The sequence below is a fragment of the Apibacter mensalis genome (assembly GCF_001418685.1).
Taxonomy (GTDB): domain Bacteria; phylum Bacteroidota; class Bacteroidia; order Flavobacteriales; family Weeksellaceae; genus Apibacter; species Apibacter mensalis.
On the sequence record NZ_LIVM01000013.1, the window covers coordinates 38,372 to 62,475 of the forward strand.

The 24,104-nt window shown below is 29.1% G+C and carries 24 protein-coding genes; 17 read left to right on the forward strand and 7 right to left on the reverse strand.

What is annotated here, in order from left to right; all coding sequences use genetic code 11:
- Nucleotides 1-33: 33 nt before the first annotated feature.
- Both ASC36_RS08850 and ASC36_RS08855 read right to left on the reverse strand, forming a co-directional pair.
- A complete protein-coding gene (locus tag ASC36_RS08850) occupies nt 34-1,569 on the reverse strand; it encodes a YifB family Mg chelatase-like AAA ATPase (RefSeq protein ID WP_055426138.1) in 1,536 nt (511 codons plus the stop codon).
- 153 nt (nt 1,570-1,722) lie between these two features.
- The gene (locus ASC36_RS08855; protein WP_055426139.1) at nt 1,723-2,124 is read right to left on the reverse strand and encodes a hypothetical protein; all 402 of its coding nucleotides are present in this window, start codon (nt 2,122-2,124) and stop codon (nt 1,723-1,725) included.
- A gap of 177 nt (nt 2,125-2,301) precedes the next feature.
- Here ASC36_RS08855 and typA point away from each other — a divergent pair, with 177 nt between their 5' ends.
- Nucleotides 2,302-4,056, forward strand: a complete 1,755-nt coding sequence (typA, locus tag ASC36_RS08860; protein ID WP_055426140.1) for a translational GTPase TypA — start codon at nt 2,302-2,304, stop codon at nt 4,054-4,056.
- An 84-nt stretch (nt 4,057-4,140) separates the two neighbouring features.
- Here the strand turns inward: typA and trxA are convergent, their stop codons facing one another.
- Complete coding sequence (trxA, locus tag ASC36_RS08865) at nt 4,141-4,476, reverse strand: thioredoxin (RefSeq protein ID WP_260182376.1); 336 nt, start codon at nt 4,474-4,476, stop codon at nt 4,141-4,143.
- Between the two features lie 504 nt (nt 4,477-4,980).
- Here trxA and lipB point away from each other — a divergent pair.
- The 6 genes from lipB to ASC36_RS08895 all read left to right on the forward strand — a co-directional run bounded on the left by lipB (nt 4,981) and on the right by ASC36_RS08895 (nt 12,142).
- Complete coding sequence (lipB, locus tag ASC36_RS08870; protein ID WP_055426142.1) at nt 4,981-5,694, forward strand: lipoyl(octanoyl) transferase LipB; 714 nt, start codon at nt 4,981-4,983, stop codon at nt 5,692-5,694.
- A 424-nt stretch (nt 5,695-6,118) separates the two neighbouring features.
- Nucleotides 6,119-8,068 (forward strand): DUF349 domain-containing protein, encoded by a 1,950-nt coding sequence (locus tag ASC36_RS08875; protein WP_055426143.1) that lies wholly within the window; start codon nt 6,119-6,121, stop codon nt 8,066-8,068.
- Nucleotides 8,069-8,099: 31 nt separating this feature from the next.
- Nucleotides 8,100-9,152: a bifunctional diaminohydroxyphosphoribosylaminopyrimidine deaminase/5-amino-6-(5-phosphoribosylamino)uracil reductase RibD gene (gene ribD / locus ASC36_RS08880; RefSeq protein WP_055426144.1), complete on the forward strand. Its 1,053-nt coding sequence runs from the start codon at nt 8,100-8,102 to the stop codon at nt 9,150-9,152.
- A 33-nt stretch (nt 9,153-9,185) separates the two neighbouring features.
- On the forward strand, nt 9,186-9,803 hold the full coding sequence (locus ASC36_RS08885) for a YigZ family protein (RefSeq protein ID WP_055426145.1): 618 nt from the start codon (nt 9,186-9,188) through the stop codon (nt 9,801-9,803).
- A gap of 459 nt (nt 9,804-10,262) precedes the next feature.
- Nucleotides 10,263-11,693: a chromosomal replication initiator protein DnaA gene (dnaA, locus tag ASC36_RS08890; RefSeq protein WP_055426146.1), complete on the forward strand. Its 1,431-nt coding sequence runs from the start codon at nt 10,263-10,265 to the stop codon at nt 11,691-11,693.
- Nucleotides 11,690-12,142 (forward strand): low molecular weight protein-tyrosine-phosphatase, encoded by a 453-nt coding sequence (locus ASC36_RS08895; RefSeq protein WP_245630764.1) that lies wholly within the window; start codon nt 11,690-11,692, stop codon nt 12,140-12,142. Before dnaA ends, ASC36_RS08895 begins: the two co-directional genes overlap by 4 nt.
- Nucleotides 12,143-12,157: 15 nt before the next feature.
- Here the strand turns inward: ASC36_RS08895 and ASC36_RS08900 are convergent, their stop codons facing one another.
- Nucleotides 12,158-13,027 carry a NifU family protein gene (locus ASC36_RS08900; RefSeq protein WP_055426147.1) on the reverse strand — a complete coding sequence of 290 codons (870 nt, stop codon included), beginning with the start codon at nt 13,025-13,027 and terminating at the stop codon, nt 12,158-12,160.
- Nucleotides 13,028-13,103: 76 nt separating this feature from the next.
- Between ASC36_RS08900 and ASC36_RS08905 the strand changes: the two genes are divergently transcribed.
- Together ASC36_RS08905 and crcB are read left to right on the forward strand one after the other, a co-directional pair.
- Entirely contained in the window at nt 13,104-13,646 is a 543-nt protein-coding gene (locus ASC36_RS08905) for a gamma carbonic anhydrase family protein (protein WP_055426148.1), read from the forward strand.
- Nucleotides 13,647-13,755: 109 nt separating this feature from the next.
- Nucleotides 13,756-14,130: a fluoride efflux transporter CrcB gene (gene crcB, locus ASC36_RS08910; protein ID WP_055426149.1), complete on the forward strand. Its 375-nt coding sequence runs from the start codon at nt 13,756-13,758 to the stop codon at nt 14,128-14,130.
- A 175-nt stretch (nt 14,131-14,305) separates the two neighbouring features.
- On the opposite strand, the gene ASC36_RS08915 is transcribed toward crcB, so the two are convergent.
- Nucleotides 14,306-15,865: an Rne/Rng family ribonuclease gene (locus ASC36_RS08915; RefSeq protein WP_055426150.1), complete on the reverse strand. Its 1,560-nt coding sequence runs from the start codon at nt 15,863-15,865 to the stop codon at nt 14,306-14,308.
- A gap of 262 nt (nt 15,866-16,127) precedes the next feature.
- The gene (locus tag ASC36_RS08920; protein WP_055426151.1) at nt 16,128-16,421 is read right to left on the reverse strand and encodes an HU family DNA-binding protein; all 294 of its coding nucleotides are present in this window, start codon (nt 16,419-16,421) and stop codon (nt 16,128-16,130) included.
- Nucleotides 16,422-16,516: 95 nt separating this feature from the next.
- Between ASC36_RS08920 and mutY the strand changes: the two genes are divergently transcribed.
- The 4 genes from mutY to ASC36_RS08940 all read left to right on the forward strand — a co-directional run bounded on the left by mutY (nt 16,517) and on the right by ASC36_RS08940 (nt 20,199).
- Complete coding sequence (gene mutY / locus ASC36_RS08925) at nt 16,517-17,509, forward strand: A/G-specific adenine glycosylase (RefSeq protein ID WP_055426152.1); 993 nt, start codon at nt 16,517-16,519, stop codon at nt 17,507-17,509.
- Between the two features lie 47 nt (nt 17,510-17,556).
- Complete coding sequence (locus ASC36_RS08930) at nt 17,557-17,937, forward strand: single-stranded DNA-binding protein (protein ID WP_055426153.1); 381 nt, start codon at nt 17,557-17,559, stop codon at nt 17,935-17,937.
- Between the two features lie 332 nt (nt 17,938-18,269).
- Nucleotides 18,270-18,851, forward strand: coding sequence for a gliding motility lipoprotein GldD (gene gldD, locus ASC36_RS08935; protein WP_055426154.1), 582 nt, complete (start codon nt 18,270-18,272; stop codon nt 18,849-18,851).
- Between the two features lie 22 nt (nt 18,852-18,873).
- Nucleotides 18,874-20,199 (forward strand): hemolysin family protein, encoded by a 1,326-nt coding sequence (locus tag ASC36_RS08940; RefSeq protein WP_073961260.1) that lies wholly within the window; start codon nt 18,874-18,876, stop codon nt 20,197-20,199.
- Between the two features lie 312 nt (nt 20,200-20,511).
- Here ASC36_RS08940 and ASC36_RS08950 read toward each other — a convergent pair whose 3' ends face one another.
- Nucleotides 20,512-22,155, reverse strand: coding sequence for a M1 family metallopeptidase (locus ASC36_RS08950; RefSeq protein WP_055426156.1), 1,644 nt, complete (start codon nt 22,153-22,155; stop codon nt 20,512-20,514).
- A gap of 71 nt (nt 22,156-22,226) precedes the next feature.
- Between ASC36_RS08950 and ASC36_RS08955 the strand changes: the two genes are divergently transcribed.
- From ASC36_RS08955 to ASC36_RS08965, 4 genes are all read left to right on the forward strand, one after another.
- On the forward strand, nt 22,227-22,505 hold the full coding sequence (locus ASC36_RS08955; RefSeq protein ID WP_055426157.1) for a hypothetical protein: 279 nt from the start codon (nt 22,227-22,229) through the stop codon (nt 22,503-22,505).
- Nucleotides 22,505-22,711, forward strand: a complete 207-nt coding sequence (locus ASC36_RS10710) for a hypothetical protein (RefSeq protein WP_141656246.1) — start codon at nt 22,505-22,507, stop codon at nt 22,709-22,711. Before ASC36_RS08955 ends, ASC36_RS10710 begins: the two co-directional genes overlap by 1 nt.
- Nucleotides 22,712-22,924: 213 nt before the next feature.
- Nucleotides 22,925-23,530 carry a hypothetical protein gene (locus ASC36_RS08960; protein ID WP_141656247.1) on the forward strand — a complete coding sequence of 202 codons (606 nt, stop codon included), beginning with the start codon at nt 22,925-22,927 and terminating at the stop codon, nt 23,528-23,530.
- A gap of 5 nt (nt 23,531-23,535) precedes the next feature.
- Nucleotides 23,536-24,102, forward strand: coding sequence for a hypothetical protein (locus ASC36_RS08965; protein ID WP_055426159.1), 567 nt, complete (start codon nt 23,536-23,538; stop codon nt 24,100-24,102).
- The last annotated feature ends 2 nt before the right edge of the window (nt 24,103-24,104 follow it).

Below are 24,104 nucleotides of genomic sequence, written 5' to 3' on the forward strand. Positions count from 1 at the left end.
CTCTTTAAATTTTTTCAATAAATTAATATTTAATTATTTACTCCAACTTTCCCTGTCAAGACTACGATATTGTATGGCTTCTCCAATATGATGTGATTGTATTATATCGGATTTTTCCAAATCGGCAATGGTTCTTCCAACTCTCAAAATACGATCATATGCCCTGGCAGATAATCCAAGTTTTTCAATTGCAGACTTAAGTAGTTTTTTAGAAATGTCATCCAATAAACAAAATTCATCTATTTGTTTGGGACCTATTTGAGCATTGTAATGAATACCTTCTGCTGTTTTATATCTTAGGGTTTGTATCTTTCTAGCTTCAACTACTCGGGTCCTTATCTCAGCACTTGATTCCCCTTTTCTTTTATTTGACAGATCATCAAAAGTAACGGGCGAAACCTCAACATGAATATCTATTCGATCAAGCAAAGGTCCGGATATTTTATTCATATACCTTTGCATCTCCTGCAATGTACTCGTGTTTTTAGGATCATTAGGAAAATATCCGGAGGGAGTAGGATTCATAGAAGCAATTAACATAAAACTGGCAGGATAAGTTATGGTAAATTTTGCCCTCGAAATAGTAACCACTCTATCTTCCAAAGGTTGTCTCATTACTTCCAGTACTTGCCTATTAAATTCAGGCAGTTCATCCAGAAAAAGTACTCCATTATGAGAAAGAGAAATTTCACCCGGTTGGGGATAGCTTCCACCGCCTACTAAAGCTACTCCCGATATGGTATGATGAGGATTACGGTAAGGTCTAACGGTCATTAAAGAGGATTCCGATCCTAGCTTTCCTGCAACGGAATGAATTTTCGTTGTCTCTAAAGCTTCAGATAAGGTTAAGGGAGGTAAGATAGATGGGATTCTTTTTGCTAACATAGTTTTTCCGCTTCCCGGAGGTCCAATTAACAGCACATTATGTCCTCCGGCAGCTGCAATTTCCAAGGCCCTTTTTACATTTTCTTGCCCTTTGACCTCAGAAAAATCAAATAAAAATTTATTATTATTTTCAAAAAACTCTTCTCTGGTATTTACTATGACTTGATTTAATTTAATGTTTTTTTCAAAAAAATCAATTACTTCTTTTATGTTATCCACTCCGTATACCTCCAGATCATTTACTATAGCAGCTTCTTTTGCGTTTTGTTTGGGAAGAAAAAAGCCTTTAAAACCATCTTCTCTTGCTTGAATTGCGATAGGTAACACACCTTTAATAGGTTGTAAAGAACCATCTAGGGATAATTCACCCATAATTAAATATTGATCTAAATCATCACCTTGTATTTGCTCAGAAGCTGCCAATATTCCCATGGCAATGGTTAAATCATAGGCGGAACCTTCTTTTCTTAAATCTGCAGGGGCCATATTAACAGTAATTTTTTTACCCGGCATTTTATATCCACAGTTTTTCAATGCTGCGGAAATACGATGGGCACTTTCTTTAATCGCCATATCCGGCATGCCTACCAATTGATATCCTACTCCTTTATCCACATTAACCTCTACAGTTATCAATTGTGCATGGACTCCATAGACAGCACTTCCAAAAGTTTTAATTAGCATAAAAAATAGTTTTATCCCTATAAAGATAAAAAATATTTTGGTTTATTTTATGTGTTGCATTGGAATAGATTAACAATCATAGATAAAAATTAAACTAATTATCTTTAAATAGCATTGATGAGCTATTAGTTATAATTCGGAAAGCCTCAGTTCTTACTTGGAAGCGGTGTCTACTAATTGCATGTACCATTCTGTAAGTTTTTTTTGTTGTTCTGTATTTAATTTCTTTAAAACCTTTTTATAGTTTTCATCTATATCATTGGCTTTAAGTTGCAATTCTATAATTTTATTGTCATTACCTATTTTATTGGCTTCTGCCATTTGCTCAAAATATATTTTGATTTCTTGAATAAAATTATTCACTTCTTTATTATCAAATTTTGGCACATTTTTTATGGGAGATAGACTTATCGTATTCAATGAGTCCGGCTTTATAACCATCGTACTATCCTTAGCTTGGAGTTTATTCGGATCTTTTTTAACAGTGTTATGTTCATTACAAGAGCTAACACTTAATACAACACCTAAAAAGAGTAGGGATAAGAATATTTTCATTATATTATTTTTAAATATTAACCAAAATTACAATTAAATTATTCATTTTGATAGTATTTTTAGCCTTCTACTGATAATATCATAAATATCGAATAAGACAATGCCTTAATTTAATAACACAAAACCATATATTTGGCAATAATATCTTACCTTTGCACCTGAATTTTAATATCATATATGCAATCAATTAGAAATATAGCAATAATAGCTCATGTCGATCATGGAAAAACAACATTGGTAGATAAAATTATTCAGTCATGTCATGTTGTTGAAAAAAATGACGGAGACTTAATTCTTGATAATAACGATCTGGAACGTGAAAGAGGAATCACCATTTTATCTAAAAATGTTTCTGTAAACTATAAAGGTGTCAAAATTAATATTATTGACACACCCGGACATGCTGATTTTGGAGGAGAAGTTGAACGTGTTCTTAAAATGGCTGATGGTGTTTTACTGCTTGTAGATGCTTTTGAAGGTCCTATGCCTCAAACACGTTTTGTGCTTAGTAAAGCAATTGAATTAGGATTAAAGCCCATCGTGGTAATCAATAAAGTTGATAAAGAAAACTGCCAACCGGAACATGTACACGATCAGGTATTTGAATTGATGTTTAATTTAGATGCAACGGAAGAACAATTGGATTTTGAAACAGTATATGGTTCATCTAAGCAAGGTTGGATGTCTGGGGATTATAAACACCCTACGGATAACATTACCTATTTATTAGATAAAATTATTGAGTTAATACCGGAAGCCCCTTATGTGGAAGGAACTCCTCAAATGCAAATTACCTCACTGGATTTTTCAAGTTTTGTAGGAAAAATTGCTATAGGTCGAGTATATCGTGGAGATTTATCTTCAGGAAAAGATTATACTCTTTGTCAAGAAGATGGTAAAAATAAAAAAATACGTATTAAAGAATTACAAGTCTTTGAAGGTTTAGGAAGAAAACCCGTTGAGTCTGTTAGAAGTGGTGATTTATGTGCAGTGATAGGAATTGATGATTTTGAAATTGGCGATACTATTGCCGATTTAAATGATCCGGAAGCATTACCTCGTATTGCGGTCGATGAACCAACTATGAGTATGTTATTTACTATTAACACTTCACCATTTTTCGGTAAAGAAGGTAAGTATGTTACCTCACGACATCTTAGGGATCGTCTGATGAAAGAAACTGAAATAAATCTTGCCCTACGAGTTGAAGAAACTGATTCTGAAGATAAATTCAATGTTTTTGGTAGAGGGATACTCCATCTGTCTGTTCTTATCGAAACGATGCGACGTGAAGGATATGAATTACAGGTAGGAAGACCTAAAGTTACCATTAAAGAAATAGACGGCGTGAAACATGAGCCGTATGAACATTTAGTAATTGATGTTCCGGATGCTGTTGCCGGTAAAGCTATAGAACTGGTTACCCAAAGAAAAGGAGAGCTCAAAGTGATGGAACCTAAAGGAGATTTACAACATTTAGAATTTGACATTTCATCTCGCGGACTTATCGGATTGCGTAATCTTCTTCTTACTGCAACTTCGGGAGAAGCTATCATTAATCATCGTTTTAAAGATTTTGAACCTGTAAAAGACATCATACCTCAAAGGCAAAATGGATCTATGACCTCATCAGAAACTGGACAAGCTTTGGCTTATGCAATAGACAGGCTTCAAGATAGAGGTAAATTTTTTGTTGAACCGGGGGATCAAATATATAAAGGTCAGGTAGTTGGGGAACATAGTCGTGATAACGATTTAGAAGTAAATCTTATTAAGGGAAAAAAGTTAACTAACGTAAGAGCCTCCGGATCTGATCAAGCAGCTAAAATTTTCCCTAAAGTTGAATTTTCATTAGAAGAAGCTATGGAATATATTAAAGATGATGAATATCTTGAAATAACCCCTAAGAACTTACGAATGAGAAAAATTTAATTTTTAATTTAAATAGTTAGCATTTATTATAAATAAAAATATCCTGAATAATTCAGGATATTTTTTTTCATGGATTAATTTGGTTTAACCCAATAATGCATTCATTTTTTCTGCAAGCTTTTCTTTGGGCTGAACCCCTATTACTTTATCAACAACTTGTCCGTTCTTAAAAAATAAAAGTGTAGGAATGTTCCTGATTCCATATTCCACTGAAACCTCTTGATTGGCATCAATATCAATTTTAGCAACTTTTACTTTTCCTTTAAATTCTTCAGACAATTCATCCACTATAGGTTTTAAACTCCTACATGGTCCACACCACTCAGCCCAAAAATCTACTAATACCGGTTCTTTGGAACTTAATACCTCTTCTTTGAATGTTTGATCACTAATTTCTAAACTCATTTTTGTACTATTTATATCTGTATCTTTACTAATGTTTAACAAAAATAATTTAAAAATTGTAATTTACACTATTTAAAAATCGTAATTTACAATTTTAAAAAAATTACATTTTTAATGATTTAAGTGAATAAAAAATTAATATATATTAATTTTTAAAAATAAAATGAAAGTAAATTATTTTTTTAACTTAAACTTTAACCTTAACATTATAGTAACAAGATTAAACATTTTATTAACAATTTTCCCATAAATCTATTAAATATTTTTGTATTTAAGAAAAATGATGTATATTTGCATCAATAATTAGTTGTTCTTTAATAAAGTTTTTTAGTGTTAATGAACCCTTTCATAGTTTCTATTGAAAGGGTTTTATTTTACAGTAAAGTTAATTAATATTAAAATTTACTTTCTTATCCCAATTACCATCTACAATTTAACCCGTTATTCCCCCCAATATCATCTTTTTTACAACCTATATAAATATTATCTTTTTTATATTTATAAAATTAATTTAACTAAATGAACAAAATTCAAAATAAAAAGGTAATATATAAAGATTTACATCAAGCTGATTATCTTAAAACTTGGAAGTTGCAAGAAAAATTACTCCAACATATTATTTCAATTAAATTAAAAAATAAAAAATCCGTGAATGATGAAATAAGTCTTACTCCTAATTATTTTTTATTTGTATCTCATCCACATATATTTACTTTAGGTAAAAATGGCAATTTAGACAATCTACTGATTAGTAATTTTAAACTCCAAGATATTAAAGCACAGTTTATAAAAACTAATCGTGGAGGAGATATTACTTATCATGGTCCCGGACAGATTGTGGGTTATCCTATATTTGATCTAGATAATTTTTTTAATGATATACATAAATACATGCGCATGTTGGAAGAGGTAATTATTAAAACAGTAAATTTTTATGGAATTAAGGGGGAAAGATCCAATGGTGAGACAGGTGTTTGGATTGACGTAAATAAACCCTTTGCGAGAAAAATATGCGCTATAGGGGTAAAGGCCAGTCAATGGGTTACCATCCATGGTTTTGCTCTAAATCTATCTCCTAACCTTTCGTATTTTGATTACATAGTACCCTGTGGAATAAAAAATAAATATGTTACTTCCCTAGAAAAAGAACTAGGAATATCTGTTAAGACAAATGAAGTAAAAAAAATCATTAAAAAATATTTTTCTGAAATATTTGATCTTGAATGGATTTAATGCTTAAATCCTTTAATTTTATCTCATATGACTTTTCAAATACAAAAATACAAAATCCACCTATTACTCCGATTTGTCAATTAATTGTATAAGTAATTTACTATCTAATTATTTAATAACTTTTTTATTATTATATTGGATTAACCGATTATACCTTACAACCTAATTTTTTGAACCTATTTTTGGTAATGATGCATTAAAAAAATATATAAATTCTAAATTTAAAAGATTTAAGATTTCTTCAAATTTACTTTAATAAACACTTTTTTGATTTATTATACTTCAAACCTTTTTTTTTGATTTATTTATTTAATAATATAAAAATTATGTTTTTTTGAATATTTAATCTATTTACAATTTATTATCACTTATATAGCACATATGCAATATTTTTTATATTTTTGTTTGGAAAAATATCAATAATATGGGCATTGAATCGGATAACCTGCAAAACGCAGAAGGAAATGAAAAAAAGGTAAAATCACTACAAAATTTAGAATCAACATATAATAAAGATTCTCATAAAGAAGATTCTATTGATGGATTAGATTCTGAAAAAAGTAAGGAAAACCTTTCCATTGAAGAAATAACCATCCCCGAAAAAGATTACGAATCACTTTCATTAGATAAACTTATTGATGAACTAAAGTATCTTATTGGCCAATATCCAGTTCATTTAATTGGAGAAAATATAAACTCCTTAAGGGATATATTTTCAAAAAAATTTGATGAATATGAAACAGAACGAAAACAAAAGTTTATTAATGATGGTGGTGAAGAGCTGAGCTATCAGCCCGACCTATTTTTGAAAAATAAATTCAATTCAGCCTACCACGATTATAAAACAAAGCTAAACTCATATTATAAAGAACAAGAACTGAGCGAACAAAATAATCTTAATAAAAGAGTTCAGATAATTGAGGAGCTAAAAGATTTGTATACGACTCCCATGGAATCGATCAGTACTTTTTTTAAAAAATTCAGAGATATTAAAGAAAGATGGCATAATGCCGGTAAAATTCCTAAATCAAAAGCTGGCGATATTTTCAAAACTTATTTTCATCATCTTGATAATGCTCATGAATTCATCAAATTAAATAAAGAGCTTGAAGAATTAGATTATGCCCATAATCTTGAGCAAAGAAAAGCAATCATAAGCAGAGCTGAAGAATTAACGACAGAGCCCAGTGTTCAAAAGGCATTAAATGAATTGCAATATTTACATAAGCTATGGAAAGAACAAGCTGAACCTGTTGCTGAAGAGTTTAGAGAAAGTACATGGCAAGAATTTAAAGCAATAACTCAAAAAATACACGAACGAAAATCTGAGTTATTTGAAAAAATTAATGAAGAGCAACAAGTTAATTTGGAGAAAAAGAAAGCTATTATTTCTCAGCTTAAATCCATAGTATCTGCAGAAAATCAAGATCATTCTTTCTGGCAAAATAATGTTAAGAAAATAGAAGAATTAAGAGAAGCTTTCTTTACTACAGGAAGAATACCTAAAGAAGTTAGCAGTGATACTTGGAGTATATTTAAAAATCTGCTTCATGAAATCAATAATAAGAAAAATACTTTTTATAAAGATTTAAAAAAAATACAACAAGAAAATCTTAAAAAGAAAAACGACCTATTGGAAATTTCTAAAGTCAATAAAGATAGTGAAGATTGGGATGTTGCCTTAAATCTATATAAAAAGATTCAGAATGAATGGAAAAATATTGGACACGTTCCAAGAAAATATTCTGATAAGCTTTGGGATGAATTTAGACAAAATTGTAATTATTTCTTTAACAGATATAAATTAAGAAATAATAAAATTAATGAGGAATGGACTGAAAATTTAAAAAGAAAACAAAAACTTTTGGATGAGATTTTATCCTTTTCTGCTGCTGATAAAGACGAGGCTCTTAATAAAATTAATGAATACAGCATACAATGGAACTCCATAGACAAAGTTCCTAGAGAAAATATGAACATTAATAAAGAGTTCAATTTAGCCATTAAAAATCTTATTAAAAAATTTGATATTGATAAAAACATTATTGATGAAATACAATTGAATATTAAAGTAGAAAATTACAAACAATCTAAAGATAATAAAAAGCTTGATGAGGATCTAAGAAAAATGAGAAAGCAAATTCAAGATCTTGGACATGAAATCGTTCAATTGGAGAATAATTTATCATTTTTTTCAAACGCAAATCAAGACAATCCTCTATTACAAAATACTTTAAACAATATCGAAACCAAAAAAACAAAATTGGAAGACTTAAAACAAACTTATTCAAAATTAATTAATCTAAATCTGTCAGAAAGTAATTCAAATTATGAAACCGATGAAAATATTTCTAAAGAAACAGAGACTGAGTAAGATATAATATTTTCCGGATAAAAATATATTAATGAGCAAAAATGTCGATGAAATCTACATGCTGCGCTGCATTGATCTAGCTAAAAATGGTTTAGGAACTACCTATCCTAACCCTTTAGTTGGTTCTGTAATAGTATATAACAATAAAATAATTGGTGAAGGTTGGCATAGAAAATCAGGTGAAGCTCATGCTGAAATTAATGCTATTTCTTCGGTAAAAGATCCAAGCATATTAAAGAACAGTACCCTATACGTTTCTTTAGAACCCTGTTCTCATTATGGTAAAACGCCTCCTTGTGCTTTAAAAATAGTTGATTTAAAGTTTAAAAAAGTTGTTGTTGGTATCACTGATCCAACCAGCAAAGTTAATGGAAAAGGAATTGAATTAATTCGTAATTCAGGAATCGAAGTTGTTACCGGAATTTTAGAAAATGAATGTAAAAAATTAAATAAAAGATTTATTACATACCATTTAAAAAAACGACCGTATATTATTTTAAAATGGGCAGAAACATTAAATAAGAAAATAGATAATGGTGAAGATAGGAATCAACCATTCTGGATTAGTAACCCCTTTTCAATTCAGAAATCACATGTAGTAAGGAATGAAGAGCAATCTATATTAGTTGGAAAAAATACTGCTTTAATAGACAACCCTAATTTAACAACCAGAACTATTTATGGTAAAAATCCGATAAGGTTACTCATTGATAAAAATTTAGAAATACCACTAAGTCATAATATTTTAAATGAACAAGCGGACACTTTTATTTTTAATAAAAAAATATCAAAATCAAATAATCATTTAAACTATTTCAAATTAAATTTTGACAAGGATATTATTCCACAAATAATAAAAATCTTATACGATAAAAATATTCAATCGGTAATTGTTGAAGGAGGTGAACGAACTTTACAGCATTTTATTGATTTAGGAATATGGGATGAAGCAATTATTATAACATCACAAACCCTCATAAAGAATGGAACGAATGCTCCCACACTTTATGGAGAAATTATTAATCAAGAACTATTGGGAAACAATCTGATATCATATTTAAAAAACTCATCAGCGTTATACTAATCACTAATTTATAAATCAATATCTTAAATATGCATGTTTGATAATTTTATTTATAAAACTATTGATTCTGAAATAACTGATGCCCTTTTGAAAATAAAAGGCAGTAAATTTTACGGTCTCATATTTAATGTCAATAATGAACAAGAAGTAAAAAATTATATAAAATTAAGTGTAACTCTTTATCCAAATGCGACTCATTACTGTTATGCTTTTCGAATTGGTATTTCGGGAGAATTATATAGAGTAAATGATGATGGAGAACCCTCCGGTACAGCAGGATTACCCATATATAACCAATTGCTTTCATCCGGACTTACTAATGTACTTTTAATAGTAGTACGATACTTTGGCGGAACTAAACTTGGAGTTGGAGGATTGATTAAAGCTTATAAAGAGAGTGCTCAGTATACTATTGAATCCGCTAAAATCATTACCAAAGAATTGAGCGAAAAATATGAGCTGGTTTTTGATTATACTTACCAATCTTCAATTATGACTCTTTTGAAAAAATTAACTATTGAAATATTATCAAGCTTGTTTTCCGATAAGTGTAATCTTACCATTGAACTTCCTATGAAAAAAAAAGATTTATTTTTTGAAAAATTTAACTCTTATTTCGCGCAAAATTTTGTTACTATAAAAAAGATTTAATAGCCCTAGTTGATAAAATAAGTGCTATTACGTATTTTTATTTTATAGTCATAAAATACGCATGCACCTTGTGAGAATTTTATTTATATATGAATAATTAATTCATCTCACACCTGACCGGTTTTATAAATTTATCAGATAAAACTACTACTGGAAGTATTAGACCTTTTTCTTTGATCTATTTATAAGGCATTTCCAGAACTCCCAACAATTCTACCCTCCCTGCTTCAAAAAACCATGGATAATAGCCATACTGGACATATCCCATTCAATTTTTTTATTATTTCTTACTCTTATTTTGTCATTATTTCAATCATAATAAAATATATATATTTACTTACTAATAAATTTCTAAAAATACAACAGGTAATCCTCTTTTTTTTTCTAAAATAAATTAACAATTTTGTGTTCCAATAGGTGATTAAAATTTCATCCTAATTTTTATACAAATTTAAAAAAATGTTAAATTCTGCGATTTCAATATGGGAAGCTTGTCTGCAATATATCAAAGATAATATCTCTGAGAAATCCTATTTTACATGGTTCCAACCAATCAAGGCCGTAAAGCTTCAAGATAAAATATTGACCATACAGGTACCCAGTAAATTTTACTACGAATATCTTGAAGAAAATTACATTAAGATAATTAAAAGTGCCTTAACAAAAAACCTTGGGAAAGATGCAAAGTTGGTTTATTCCATAATGATGGAAAAAAACCAACAGTCTGAAAATTCTTTTACCGTAAATATTCCAAGTTCCCAGAAAGCACAAATAAAGGTTCAGGAAGTAGAAGCACCCCTATTCATTGAAAGAGGCGTTAAAAATCCATTTATAATTCCCGGATTACAAAAATTAAAAATTGATAGTCAGCTCAATACTAATTATACATTCGATAATTTTATTGAAGGCGATTCCAATCGTCTTGCACGTTCAGCTGGTAAACAAATTGCAAAAAGACCCGGAGGTACTTCATTCAATCCTTTATTTATTTATAGTAGCGTTGGCTTAGGTAAAACACACTTGGCTCATGCTATTGGTTTAGAAGTTAAAAGGATACAAGCTGAAAAAACCGTCTTATATGTTTCCATGGAAAAGTTTTGTCAACAATTCCAAGAAGCTACTAAATCAAATAATAGAAATGATTTTATCCACTTTTATCAGATGATTGATGTGTTAATTGTAGATGACATTCATTTTATATCCGGTAAAAAAGGCACACAGGAAGTGTTTTTTCATATATTTAATCATTTACATCAAAACGGAAAACAAATTATTTTAACCTCGGATAAATCCCCAGTAGACATTCAAGATGTTGAGCAACGTTTGATATCTAGATTTAAATGGGGGCTTTCAACAGAAATACAATCTCCCGACTACACTACAAGACTAGCAATCCTTCAACAAAAAATGGAATTTGACGGTATTGCGCTTTCTGAAGAGGTTTTAGATTATATTGCTAAAAATATAAAAACAAATATTCGAGAACTGGAAGGATCTCTTAACTCAATAATTGCACAAGCAACTTTCAATAAAAAAGAAATTACGTTAGAGCTGGTTGAAAAAACGCTTTCTAATCTTATCACTAACTCGAAAAAAGATATAACGATAGAATATATTCAAAATCTAGTTTGTGATTATTTCAAAGTATCTATAGATGCTTTGCAATCTAAAACCAGAAAAAGAGATATTGTTCAGGCTAGACAACTAGCTATGTATTTCGCTAAAAAGTATACTAATGCTTCTCTTTCTTCAATTGGAATTCAGATTGGTAAAAGGGATCATGCAACCGTATTACATGCTTGTAAAACTGTTGATAATTTATTTGAGACTGATAAATTATTCAAATCCTATGTTGACGATTTAAATAAAAAATTGACTTCTGATATATGAAAATATTAATGGTTTGTTTAGGTAATGTTTGTCGCTCACCAATGGCAGAAGGAATTTTACGATCAAAACTTCCTGATAGTTTTACTGTTGATAGTGCCGGAATTACAGATTATCATGTGAATGAAAAACCTGATAAACGTGCAATAGAAGTTTGTAAAAAAAACAATATTGATATATCTAAGCTAAGAGGAAGAAAATTTATTACTTCTGATTTTGATGAGTTTGATATTATTTATGTAATGGATCATGCCAATTACAGTGATATTATTTTTAAAGCAAAAAAAGAAGCGGACAAAAAAAAAGTTAAGTTAATTATGTCCGAATCACCTACTGCAGTTAAACAAAGTGTTCCTGACCCTTTTTATGGTGATATCGAAAATTTTGAAAAAGTTTTCAATCAATTGAATGAAGCTTGTAATTATATTGCTGAAAAACTTATAAAGCATTAATAATGGGAATTTTACTTACCCATTAATCGCTTCTACTGCTTCAATTTCATTGGGCAACATTTGTTTTAAAAGTTCCTCAATACCATTTTTTAATGTAAAAGTTGATGATGGACAACCATTACAAGCTCCTTGTAAAAGCATTTTAGCAATTTTAGTTTTTTCATCAAAAGAAATAAGTTCGATATTCCCCCCATCTCCTGTTATGGCCGGTAATACATACTCATCTAATATATTCTTAATTTTAATTTCAATTTCTGAAAATTTTTTCTCAGAATTATCTATAGATTTATAAGTTGAAAAATTTTTTATGTTGCTGATTTCTTTTTCTTCTTTAATATATTCAGAAATATTATATCTTATTTCCATAGAGATATCCTCCCAATTAAATTCATCGATTTTTGTTATAGAAACAAAATTATCTGATATAAATACTTCTTTGACATAAGGAAAGCTAAATAAGAATTGTGCTAACGGTACTTCTTTAGCTTCATGGATATTTTTTAATTCAATAATTCCTTCTATTAATATTCTGTTAGTAACAAATTTCATTACAGAATTATTGGGTGTCCTTTCTACATACACAGAAATGGGATTGTAACGTGGTTGCAATATAACTGAAGGATTCGCTAACAATTCGTCTTCAATTAGCTCTTTTACTTCATCTAGAACCATATCCCATTCAACCATGTCATTTTTTTGAACAGCAATAAAATTTGCAGTAATAAAAATATTGGTAATAAATGGCAATTGAAGTAACTCTTGAGCTATAGGAATATAACCAGCCTGACTCATATCCGTTATTTCATAGCTTCCTTCTACTAATGTTGAGGGAGCGACAAATTTAACTATATTTTTATTAGGGGTAATTTCAATTTTTAATTTCATATCATTTAGTTTAATTCTTCAAAAATACATAACTTGCTAGTATATATAAACAGAATCTTATAATATTATTTAAAATATGGCTCTAATTAAAAAAATATTAGATAAATATCCATCTATTGAAAAAGATTGTTATATATCGGAAACAAGTGTAATTATTGGGGATGTGACGATTGGAAATCAAAGTTCTGTTTGGTTTAATGCGGTAATACGCGGTGATGTTAATTTTATAAAAATCGGTAACAGAGTCAATATTCAAGACAATGCAGTGATTCATTGTACCTATATGAAATATCCAACTTTTATTGGTAATAACGTATCGATAGGTCATAATGCAGTTATTCATGGTTGTACTATATACGATAATGTTTTAATTGGTATGGGCGCCATAATAATGGATAATGTAACCGTTGAAAGCGATGCAATTATTGCTGCCGGAGCTGTAGTTACACAAGGTAAACTTGTTGCTAAAGGTGAAATATGGGGCGGTGTTCCTGCAAAGAAAATAGGTATTACTTCAGAAGAAATAAAGAAGGATAAAATACATCAGACTGCTTCAAACTATATCAAATATAGTAAATGGTATACCAATGGTGAAGATGATGATGACAATGGAATTTAATGTATCATTTATAAAATAAAAATTAGTAAATTTTAATGGATATATGCAATTAAAATTATTAACCTCGATATTCTTATTTTTTAATTATTAAACACTTAAATTTTATTTTATGATTAATAACTTATTTTTAGTTGGATTTGGTGGATCTTTAGGTTCAATAATTCGTTATCTTATATCTATTAACATTCAAAAATATTATTGGGGAGGATTTCCTTTAGCAACATTTCTTATAAATTGTAGCGGTTGCATAATAATTGGATTATTTTTCGGCTTATCAGAACGATTTGATTTTGTAAATAATGATATAAAATTATTTTTAATAACCGGTTTTTGTGGAGGGTATACTACTTTTTCAACCTTTTCAGCCGAAAATTTACAATTATATCAAAATCATCATTTTATAACTTTAGCCTTTTATGTATTTATCAGCATTTTTACCGGAGTCTTAGGTGTTTGGTTAGGTTATTTTATTTCTAAAATATAAAAAAATCTAACTTAACATATCTATAAATTTTTATAAAAAATTATTATCTTGTAGGACCCCTTATGATTATATATACAGGTTGAAATATAATCCCAATTAAAATAATTTAAAAAAATTTTTATTTACTAATTGGAAATCCAGAATAATTAAAGCTAATAAAAGAATATTAAAAGGTTTAATTAGAAAATTTAAAAATTACCTCCTTATCTTCATTTTGAATTTGAAATTCAAGATATTTAAAACTATCCCTCGGTATTACTCTTATCCATCTTTTATAATTAAGAAACCATTCATTACGAATGCTTTTAATACCCTTAGTCAAATAAGCTGCTACAAAAGGATGAGTGTGCAAATACAGTTTTCCTTTATTATATACTATGGCATTTAAAATTTGTTGTTGAATTTTATCCACAAGTACAATAGGGGATTCTACTTTACCATTGATATTAGGATTTTCTTCAGTTGTATTCAACTGTTTTTGGGGGCGTACCCTTTGTCTTGTGATTTGAACTAAACCAAATTTACTAGGAGGTAAGATTTTATGTTTTGCTTTGTCGTCTTTCATCACTTTTTTTAAATATTCATAAAGATCTTTTTTGTGTTGAGAAGATGTCAAATCAATAAAATCAATAACTATAATTCCTCCAATATCTCGTAAACGCAATTGGCGAGCAATTTCTGCTGCGGCTAACTTATTAATATGTAGAGCTGCATCTTCTTGAGATTTTTGATTGGCTGTTACATTTCCTGAATTAACATCTATAACATGCAAAGCTTCAGTATGCTCAATTATCAAATATGCTCCTTTAGATTGATATATATTAACATGCTTACCAAATAATTGCTTGATCTGCTTATCGATATTATAATATTCAAAAATAGGGATGTGGGAATCGTAATATTTAACTAATTTAGATTTTTCGGGAGCTATAGTATTGAGATATTCCTTCATCTCTCCGGCTAATTCTTCATTATCACAAACAATGCTTATAAAATCTTCATTTAAATTATCCCTGAGAATCGATGATGCTTTATCCAGCTCTCCTAGAATTTTAGCAGGTGATTTGCTTTTTTTAATGTTCCTAAAACATACATTGTTCCACTTATTTAGCAAATTAACTAATTCCAATTGTAATTCTTGAGCAGATTTACCTTCAGCTACAGTTCTAATAATAAGACCGAAACCATTAGGACGAATTTGTTCTCCTATTTGTTTTAGTCTATCCTTCTCTTCAGCAGTAGATACATTTCTGGACACAGAAGTTTTAGAAGCAAAAGGTATTAATACAAGATACCTTCCGGCTAGAGAAATTTCTGATGATAAGCGAGGACCTTTAGTTGAAATAGGCTCTTTAGTTATTTGTACAAGTATATCCTGATTGGGAGCTAAAACATCTTGTATGACTCCATCCTTATTTATATCTTCTTCGAAAGAAAATGAAGTTAACTTGGGAGAATTTATTTTACCGGAAGAAACTCCTTTACAGTATTTTAATGAAGATTTAATTTGTGGTCCCAAATCTAGATAATGTAAAAAAGCATCTTTTTCGAACCCAATATTCACGAAACAAGCATTAAGACTTGGAGCAAGTTTTTTTACTTTGCCCATAATAATATCTCCAACAGTAAAATTATTTCCTATCTCTTCTTCATGAAGTTCTTGAATTCTCCCCTCTTCTAATATTATAATCCTTACTTTTGAATGTTCGTATGATACTATTAATTCTTTACTCATCTTTTACATTAATTATCCACCCATTTATATATTCATTTTGAACAAAAACATTCTTTACCTATTGTTTCAACATTAAACTTGGGTAAAGAATGTACAAATATCTTAAGTAAAAAAACTTAGTTTTATTGTTAGAAGAAAATTATTTATTTTTCTTTTTATGACGATTTAATCTTCTTCTTTTTTTACGTTTATGGGTCGCAACCTTATGACGTTTTCTTTTTTTTCCGCTTGGCATAGTATACTTTTATTTAATTAATTATTACTAATTTTTAACTTTAACATTTATTTTAACGTTTTCAACAAAAGATTTAGCTGGTTTAAAAGCAGGTACATTGTGAGCCGGAATCTTTATAGTTGTATTTTTAGAAATGTTTCTTCCTGTTTTAGCAGCTCTTTTTTTAATTAAAAAAGTTCCAAAACCTCTTAAATAAACATTATCACCCTTAGCCATAGCAGTTTTAATCTCATCCATAAAAACTTCCACGACTTTTTGAGTTTCAACTTTTTCAAGACCCAGTTTACTTGAAATCGAATTTACGATATCTGCTTTTGTCATACTTTAAATATTATATTATTATACTTCTAATTAAATTTTGAGTTTGCAAATATAATATTATTTTTGGAAAGTAAAACTTATAAACATTTAAAAGTGTGAATTTTATTAGTCTTTTACAGAAATGGTATAAAAACAATAAACGCTTATTGCCGTGGCGGGAAACCCGTTCTCCTTATAACATTTGGATTTCGGAAATCATTTTTCAACAAACTCGTATTAATCAAGGATATGAATATTATTTAAATTTTATAAAACGGTTTCCTAGTATAGAGATTTTGGCAAATGCCACAGAAGATGAAGTTTTAATTTCTTGGCAAGGATTAGGATATTATTCAAGGGCACATAACTTACACTTTACCGCAAAATACATTTCAAGTAAATTAAATGGTATTTTTCCCACTTCCTATGATGAGATAGTCAAACTTAAAGGTATTGGTAAATACACAGCTGCTGCCATCGCCTCCATATCCTTCAATCAAAAAATACCTGCCATTGATGGTAATGCTTTTAGAGTATATACCAGAATTTTTAGCTCTGAAAAAGATATAAGTAAAAGTAGTACGTTCAAATACTTTTTTGATTTGATTAAACCTTTAATGCCGGAAAATCCGGGCGATTTCAATCAAGCTGTTATGGATTTCGGTTCTTTGGTTTGTACTCCGTTAAATCCTAAATGCAATCAATGTATTATACAAGATGAATGTCTAGCTTATAAAAATAATTTACAAAATGTTCTTCCGATCAAATCATCCTTTATTAAAATTAAAGAAGAAAAAATTCATTACGTCTATCTTTTTTATAAAAACTTAACATTGATAAAAAAAAGAAATAATAATTCCATATGGAAAGGATTATATGAATTTCCTTTATATGATAATAATTTCAAAAATTTCAGCATTCTCTATAACCATCAAATTAAACATAAGCTAAGTCATAGGTTATTAACTATTACCATTTCAGAGATTGAAATTAATAAAGATGATTTTTATCAAGTCGCTAATAAGATAAACGCTATAATTTTGAATAAAAACAACTTAAAAAGGTATGCTTTTCCTAAACCTGTGGAAAATTTTTTATTTTATAATTAAATTTTTTATTACTTTTGTTCATTAATGCGATCAATTTATATATAAAAATGAGTACATCTATTAATAAAGTAATTTTAGTTGGAAATTTAGGTACCGACGTAAAATCTTATAGGTTTAGTGATGGAAATATTGTTGTTAACTTTCCTGTTGCTACATCTGAAAGTTATTTAAACAAAGAAACAGGAGAAAAAGTAGATGTAACTGATTGGCATAATATAACTGTAAGAAATAAACTGGCTGAACTTTGTGAAAAATTTCTTAAAAAAGGGAGTAAGGTTTATATTGAAGGTAAGCTAAAAACTCGAAAATTTGATGATAACGGTATCACCAAACATATTACTGAAGTTATAGCAGATAATATTTTATTCTTATCTAACTTATTGGGTAAGCAAGCTGATAATGATGATATAGTTCAGCATGATTTTTAAATCTCAAAAATACTTATAAAAAAATTTTAACTTATATGGATGAACCCGGGCCCACGAGTATTTCATTAATTTATCTCCCATTATTTAATATTTTTCTCTTTTCATATTATTTTAAGAGGATTGATATTTGTAAATTACTTATTGTAAGTTTACAGAATTATACATTGACTACTTTTGTTTATACTAAATCTTCTACAAAATATATTCATTATAACATAGAATATTTACATAAAAATCTTCTATTTATCTATAATAGATATAACAATATACGTATTATAGTTAAAAATCAGTTATATATTATTTAAATTAAATACCAAAACATATTTATTTAGATGAGTAAATTATTAAAAAAATTATATATTTTATATTCCATACCCCTATTTTCTTTTACATTAATAAGTTGTAAGAAAGAAGAGTATTTACCTAAGCCGACTGGTCAAGTAAGATTAGAATACCCTACTCCAAGTTACATACTTTTTAAAAGAGAAAATTGTCCCTTTGAATTTCAATATTCAGCCTTCACAAAAGTAATAGATAAACATAAAAATTGTTGGTACAATTTTAGTTATCCATCAATGAAAGCTACTTTATACTTAACTTATTCTGAGGTTGATGGAAATTTGAATTCATTATTAAAAGAAGCTCAAAGACTTGTTTATGAACATACAATAAAAGCTAATTCAATAAAGGCCAAGTCATTTTCTTACCCAGAGAAAAAAATATTTGGAAATCTTTATCGATTGGGGGGCGAATCTGCTTCAAACATTCAATTTTATGTAACAGACAGTACTAAACATTTCCTTTCTGGTAATTTGTATTTTAAAGTTCAGCCTAGACCTGATTCTTTACAACCTGCTGTTGACTATATTGAAAAAGATATTATTAAAATGATTGAAACAACTACCTGGGAATAAACTTAATTTTTTTTGTATTAAAATGTTAGAAATAGGAATTCTTTTATTATTAACTTTTTTAAATGCCTTTTTCGCTATATCAGAAATTGCCTTAGTATCTGTTAAAAGGCAAAAGATTGAAAATAAAGTAAAAAAAGGAAATAAAAAGGCTCAAACAGTTCTAAATCTTTTAGAAAAACCTGAAGATTTTTTATCTTCTATTCAAGTAGGTATCACATTTATCGGAATTATATCAGGTGCATATGGTGGAGCTACATTAGTAAAACATGTCATACCATTTTTTGAGCATTTCTCATTAACTCAAGCTCATGCTAACGAACTGTCTTACATGGTCATTATAGCATTAATTACCTATGTATCCATAGTTTTAGGAGAACTTATTCCCAAAACTTTCGGCATGAGAAATTCTGAAAAAATTGCTTTGTTCGTCGCTCCTATTATCAAAGTTTTTTCAATGACCCTTTATCCATTTGTTAAAATACTTTCATTTTCAACTCATTTATTTAATAAGATATTTAAAATTTCAAATGTAGAAGGAGAAAAAATATCTGAAGACGAATTAATTTATATGTTAAAAACAGCAAGTTTACAGGGAGTGTTAGAAAAGGAGGAAAGTGAGCTGCATCAGAATGTTTTTGCTTTTTCGGAGCAAAAAGCTAAGAGCTTGATGACTTATCGTAAAAGAGTAGAATGGATAAATTTAAAAGATAGTTTTGAAGAAATTGAAAGCCAAATCAAAGACAGTAATTTTACCAAGTTTCCCGTCTGTGATGGAAATTTAGACGAAGCGAATGCATATTTAGCTATTAAAGAATTTTATGAAAATATAAACTCTCCTGATTTTGATATAAAATCTATTCTAAAAACTCCAATTTTTATTCATGAAAATATGCATTCTGTTGATATTTTACAAGAATTTCGTAAGAATAAGCAACATATGGGCTTTGTTGTAGATGAATATGGTACTTTTCAAGGTATAATTACTTTGCAAGACCTTATTGAAGGCATTATAGGAGATATGCCAGAGAGCGATGAGGAAGAGACTGAGATTGTAGAACGTGAAAACGGTTCTTATTTGGTTAATGGTAATATTGGAATTAGAGATTTAAATTCGTTTTTTGATGATACCATTATTGAATTAGATGATGATGAATATGTTACATTAGCCGGATTTATAATTTATCATATGGAATATATTCCTGAAGTTGCAGAAAAATTTAATTATAATGGATTTTCTTTTGAAGTAGTAGATAAAGACGCCTATAGAATAGATAAGGTTCTGATGGAAAAACTCAAATCGATAGAGGAAAATGAAGAGGGTTCCAATGAAGATGAAATTACAGATTAATAATATTTATATATGGTTTATTTTATTTATAGCCTGTTCTTTACTGTATTTATCATTATTTCATTTAAACTTTATAAGTTTTTATTGAAAACAACCGATATAATGAAGTATATGTTTTACATTATTTTATATGTAGTTGGTATATTATTGTTTTTTCAGGCTGCAGAGATGATTATTAAATATTTATATAATCCCATACCTGCTGAGTACTTAAATTTTATGTTCTTAACCTACCTTTTTGCTACTATGATAGGGTTTATAAGCATCACTATTATTACAGTTAAAAAGTTAAAAAAGAAGTGATTTAGTGATTTAATTATTTAATTTGTGAACTTTGACGTAGTAATTTTCATCAACATAAAACCCTTCATTTAAATTTTTGATTTTAACGAATTTCCAATTTTCCGAAGGCCTTATTTTCCCTATTGATGTATTGATTTCCATAGAAAAACCTGGAACAACGTTGGACCATTTATAATATAAGGTATTATCTTTCAAATAATAATTTAATTCAGGTATTTCCACCGTTCTTAAATACTGGTCAAAAACCTTGGAAAAATTAATACCTGATTTTTCTGATATATATTCTTCAATTTGTTTCGAAGTAACAGTTTGATGATAAAAGTCTTGGTTCAAACCTCTTAAAATATCTCTGAATACTTTATCATTTCCTATAATTTGTCTTATTGTATGTATCATATTGGCTCCTTTATCATACATATCTGTACTTCCTTTTTTATGCATATGGTGTGGGCCTATAATAGGAATATCATTTCTAATATTCTTTCTTTGACCAATAATATATTTGTCAGCCTCGTTCTTTCCATAATAGTATTCCACGAACAAAGTTTCCGAATAGGTGGTGAAAGCTTCATGTATCCACATATCAGCTATATCTGCAGTAGAAATATTATTACCAAACCACTCGTGGCCAGATTCATGTATGATAATAAAATCCCAGGTTAATCCTATTCCCGTACCACTTCTATCCTGTCCTAAATAGCCATTTTTATATTGATTTCCGTAAGCAATTGCGCTTTGATGCTCCATACCTAAATAAGGCGATTCAACTAACTTATACCCATCTTCATAAAAAGGATAGGGTCCGAACCAATATTCAAATGCTTCAAGCATCTTTTTTACCTGTCCAAATTGAGACTTTGCTTGAATTAAATTATCAGGCATAACCCAGTAACTTAATTTTAAATCTCCTTTTTCTCCCTTATATATATCTTTAAAATTAACATAATCTCCTATATAAGGTATTATATTATATGTATTAATTGGATTAATTACCTGCCATTTAAAGTAATTTTTTTGAAATTCTTTCCAATAACTGACAAGCTTACCATTGCCAATACCTTTCAAATTTTTTCTGGTGACAATAGTCAATGTCATTCCTTCATCAGGCTCATCTCCCAGATAATCTTTGCATGGAAACCATACACTGGCTCCAATACCCTCACAAGCAACACTCATCCAATCATTACCTTTTCTGTCCTCTGTAAATACCCAACCTCCGTCCCATGGTGCATTTTCCGCTATTTTAGGTTTACCGCTAAAATAAATGGTTAGCTCATAGTTGATATTCTCTTTGTCCGTAATATGAGTTATGTCTAAAAAATAAAAATTTCCTTTTTTTATAAATGGGATGATGGTATTTTTTACAGTCAAAATACTATCGATTTTCATAGGATCTTGAAGATCAATTTGAATTATATCTGATCCTTTATTTTGAAATTTAATTTTGTTTGATCCTTTTATATATTTTGCATTAAAATCAGGTTCAATGACAAGGTCATAATGTTTAACATCCCACTTTTTTCTATACGCTGTATTTGTGCCATGTAAGGAATCTTGTATTATATAATTATCAGGCGAATTTAATATTATTTGTGCTTTTAGAATAAAAGATACTAATAAGAATAAAAAATTCGTAAATCTTATAACTCTCATTTAAAAATAAATTTTTAATTTCGTTAGAACAGTAAATTTATATAAAAATAAATTAATGATATAAAACAACCTTGTCAAAAGCCGCTAAAGAATATTCGCCGGGCACAGGAGTATATAGAAGCAGAAAAAAGAACGCTTTACGGTTAACAAGAACAGAGATAAACATAGCCTACAAAACTGCAGATATTGAAAGATGGGAATCTATGCCTTTTGTGGTTGGCTATGAAATCAAGAGAAGCAACAACCCTTATCCCTGCAAAACCTGTGAAGCATTAAAGGGAAAATACCCCAAGTATTTTAAGTTTGTAGGTTGGCACCCTCAATGCTTATGCAGTATGACCCTATACTGATGACACACCAAGAAATGTTGCTTCTAAATAAATACACCCTGCAAGGAAAAGAGATAGATTGGAAAAGTAAGAATGAGGTTGAAACATTACCTTCAAACCTGCTGCAATGGATCAGTGACAACGTTAATAGAATTAGCAAAGCCCAATCACTACCCTATTTTATCAGAGATAATAAAAACATTTTGTCAGATATTAACTTTGTCTAATAGACTATGATATTGTATTGATTTTCAACAACATTAAAGTCTTATATTATTCTTTATAATTGAGAAATCGGCCCCCTTTTATATTCTTCATTTTAAAAAAGTAAAGTAATTTTTAAAGTAACTTTTAGGTTAAAATCAATAACTACTACTTTCAGTAAGGTAATTTTGTTGAATTAATTGTTAAACAAAATATTTTGTATGAAAGAAAAAATAATGACCTCACTGAAAACTAAATATAAAAATTTAGGGTTTAGCGACAAAGCATTTAACGGGGTGGTAGACTATTTAGTCCATAACGTCACTAAAGAACAAGACATCGAAAACGCCACAAGCGGGGTCGAAGGTCTTTTAAAAACATTTCAAGGAGAAGTAGATACGGTTCGTCAGGAAAAGTCAATTCTACAAAAAAAACTTACTGAACTTGAAATAGAAAAAAATAAACCAAAAAGCGGTATTGAATCTGACACGCAACAAGTCCCGAATTGGTTTTTAGAGTATAAAGAGAAAAATGAAAAGCTTATTTCCAGCCTTTCCGAGCAAAATAAAAAATTAATAGAAGAGCAACATAAGGAAAAACGAGCGCAAATTATTTCTAAATACGTCAAAGACATGGACATTCCTGAATGGCGGATGATAGGGGTAAAAATTGACGACAACATGCAAGAGGAGCAGATCAAGCAATTACTTTCAACTATTAAGCAATCCACAATAAATGCGGGGGTGCCTGAAAAAAGAGAAGGCATTCAAGTATCTGATGCAAGTATACCCACACAATACGGGAAAGATTTTGCCGCAAGTATGCCAGATAAAACAAATTAAAAAATATGGGAATAACATTTAAAGAAACAAAATATACAGGCACCAAACAACCTTTTTGGAGAGGAGAAAGCAAGGTGCTGCCGGGTGGATTTAATTTAACCAATAAATTACCTGTAGGAACACTTATTCCTCGAGGCGCTTTTGTGAAAGTTGATTTCAACCAATTAGAGGCTACCCTGGTTAAATATGCCGTTGTGGTTGGCGGTGGGACGTCTTCTAAGCCAAGAGTATCCAAAAACTCATTCTTGACCAAAGATGAGACCATAAAGAAAAGCGGAACAGCAGAAGAGGTTAAAATTACCGATATAGATACTTCTGAAGACGGTTACGACACGCTTACTTTATCTAAATCGATACAAGAGCTGAAGGAAGGAGATATTTTATTTGAGCCGTCTGTTATGCCTGAATTCGTGGTAGAATCCAATAAGATTGTAGACGACATGAAAAACATAACGATAAGCGTATCATATGAAGCCGTCATTCTCAAAGACGTATTAGGAGATTTCCCTAGCGAATGGAAAGATAATCACTATTTAAAAAATAATCATAATATTTTATTTATAAATCAATAAAA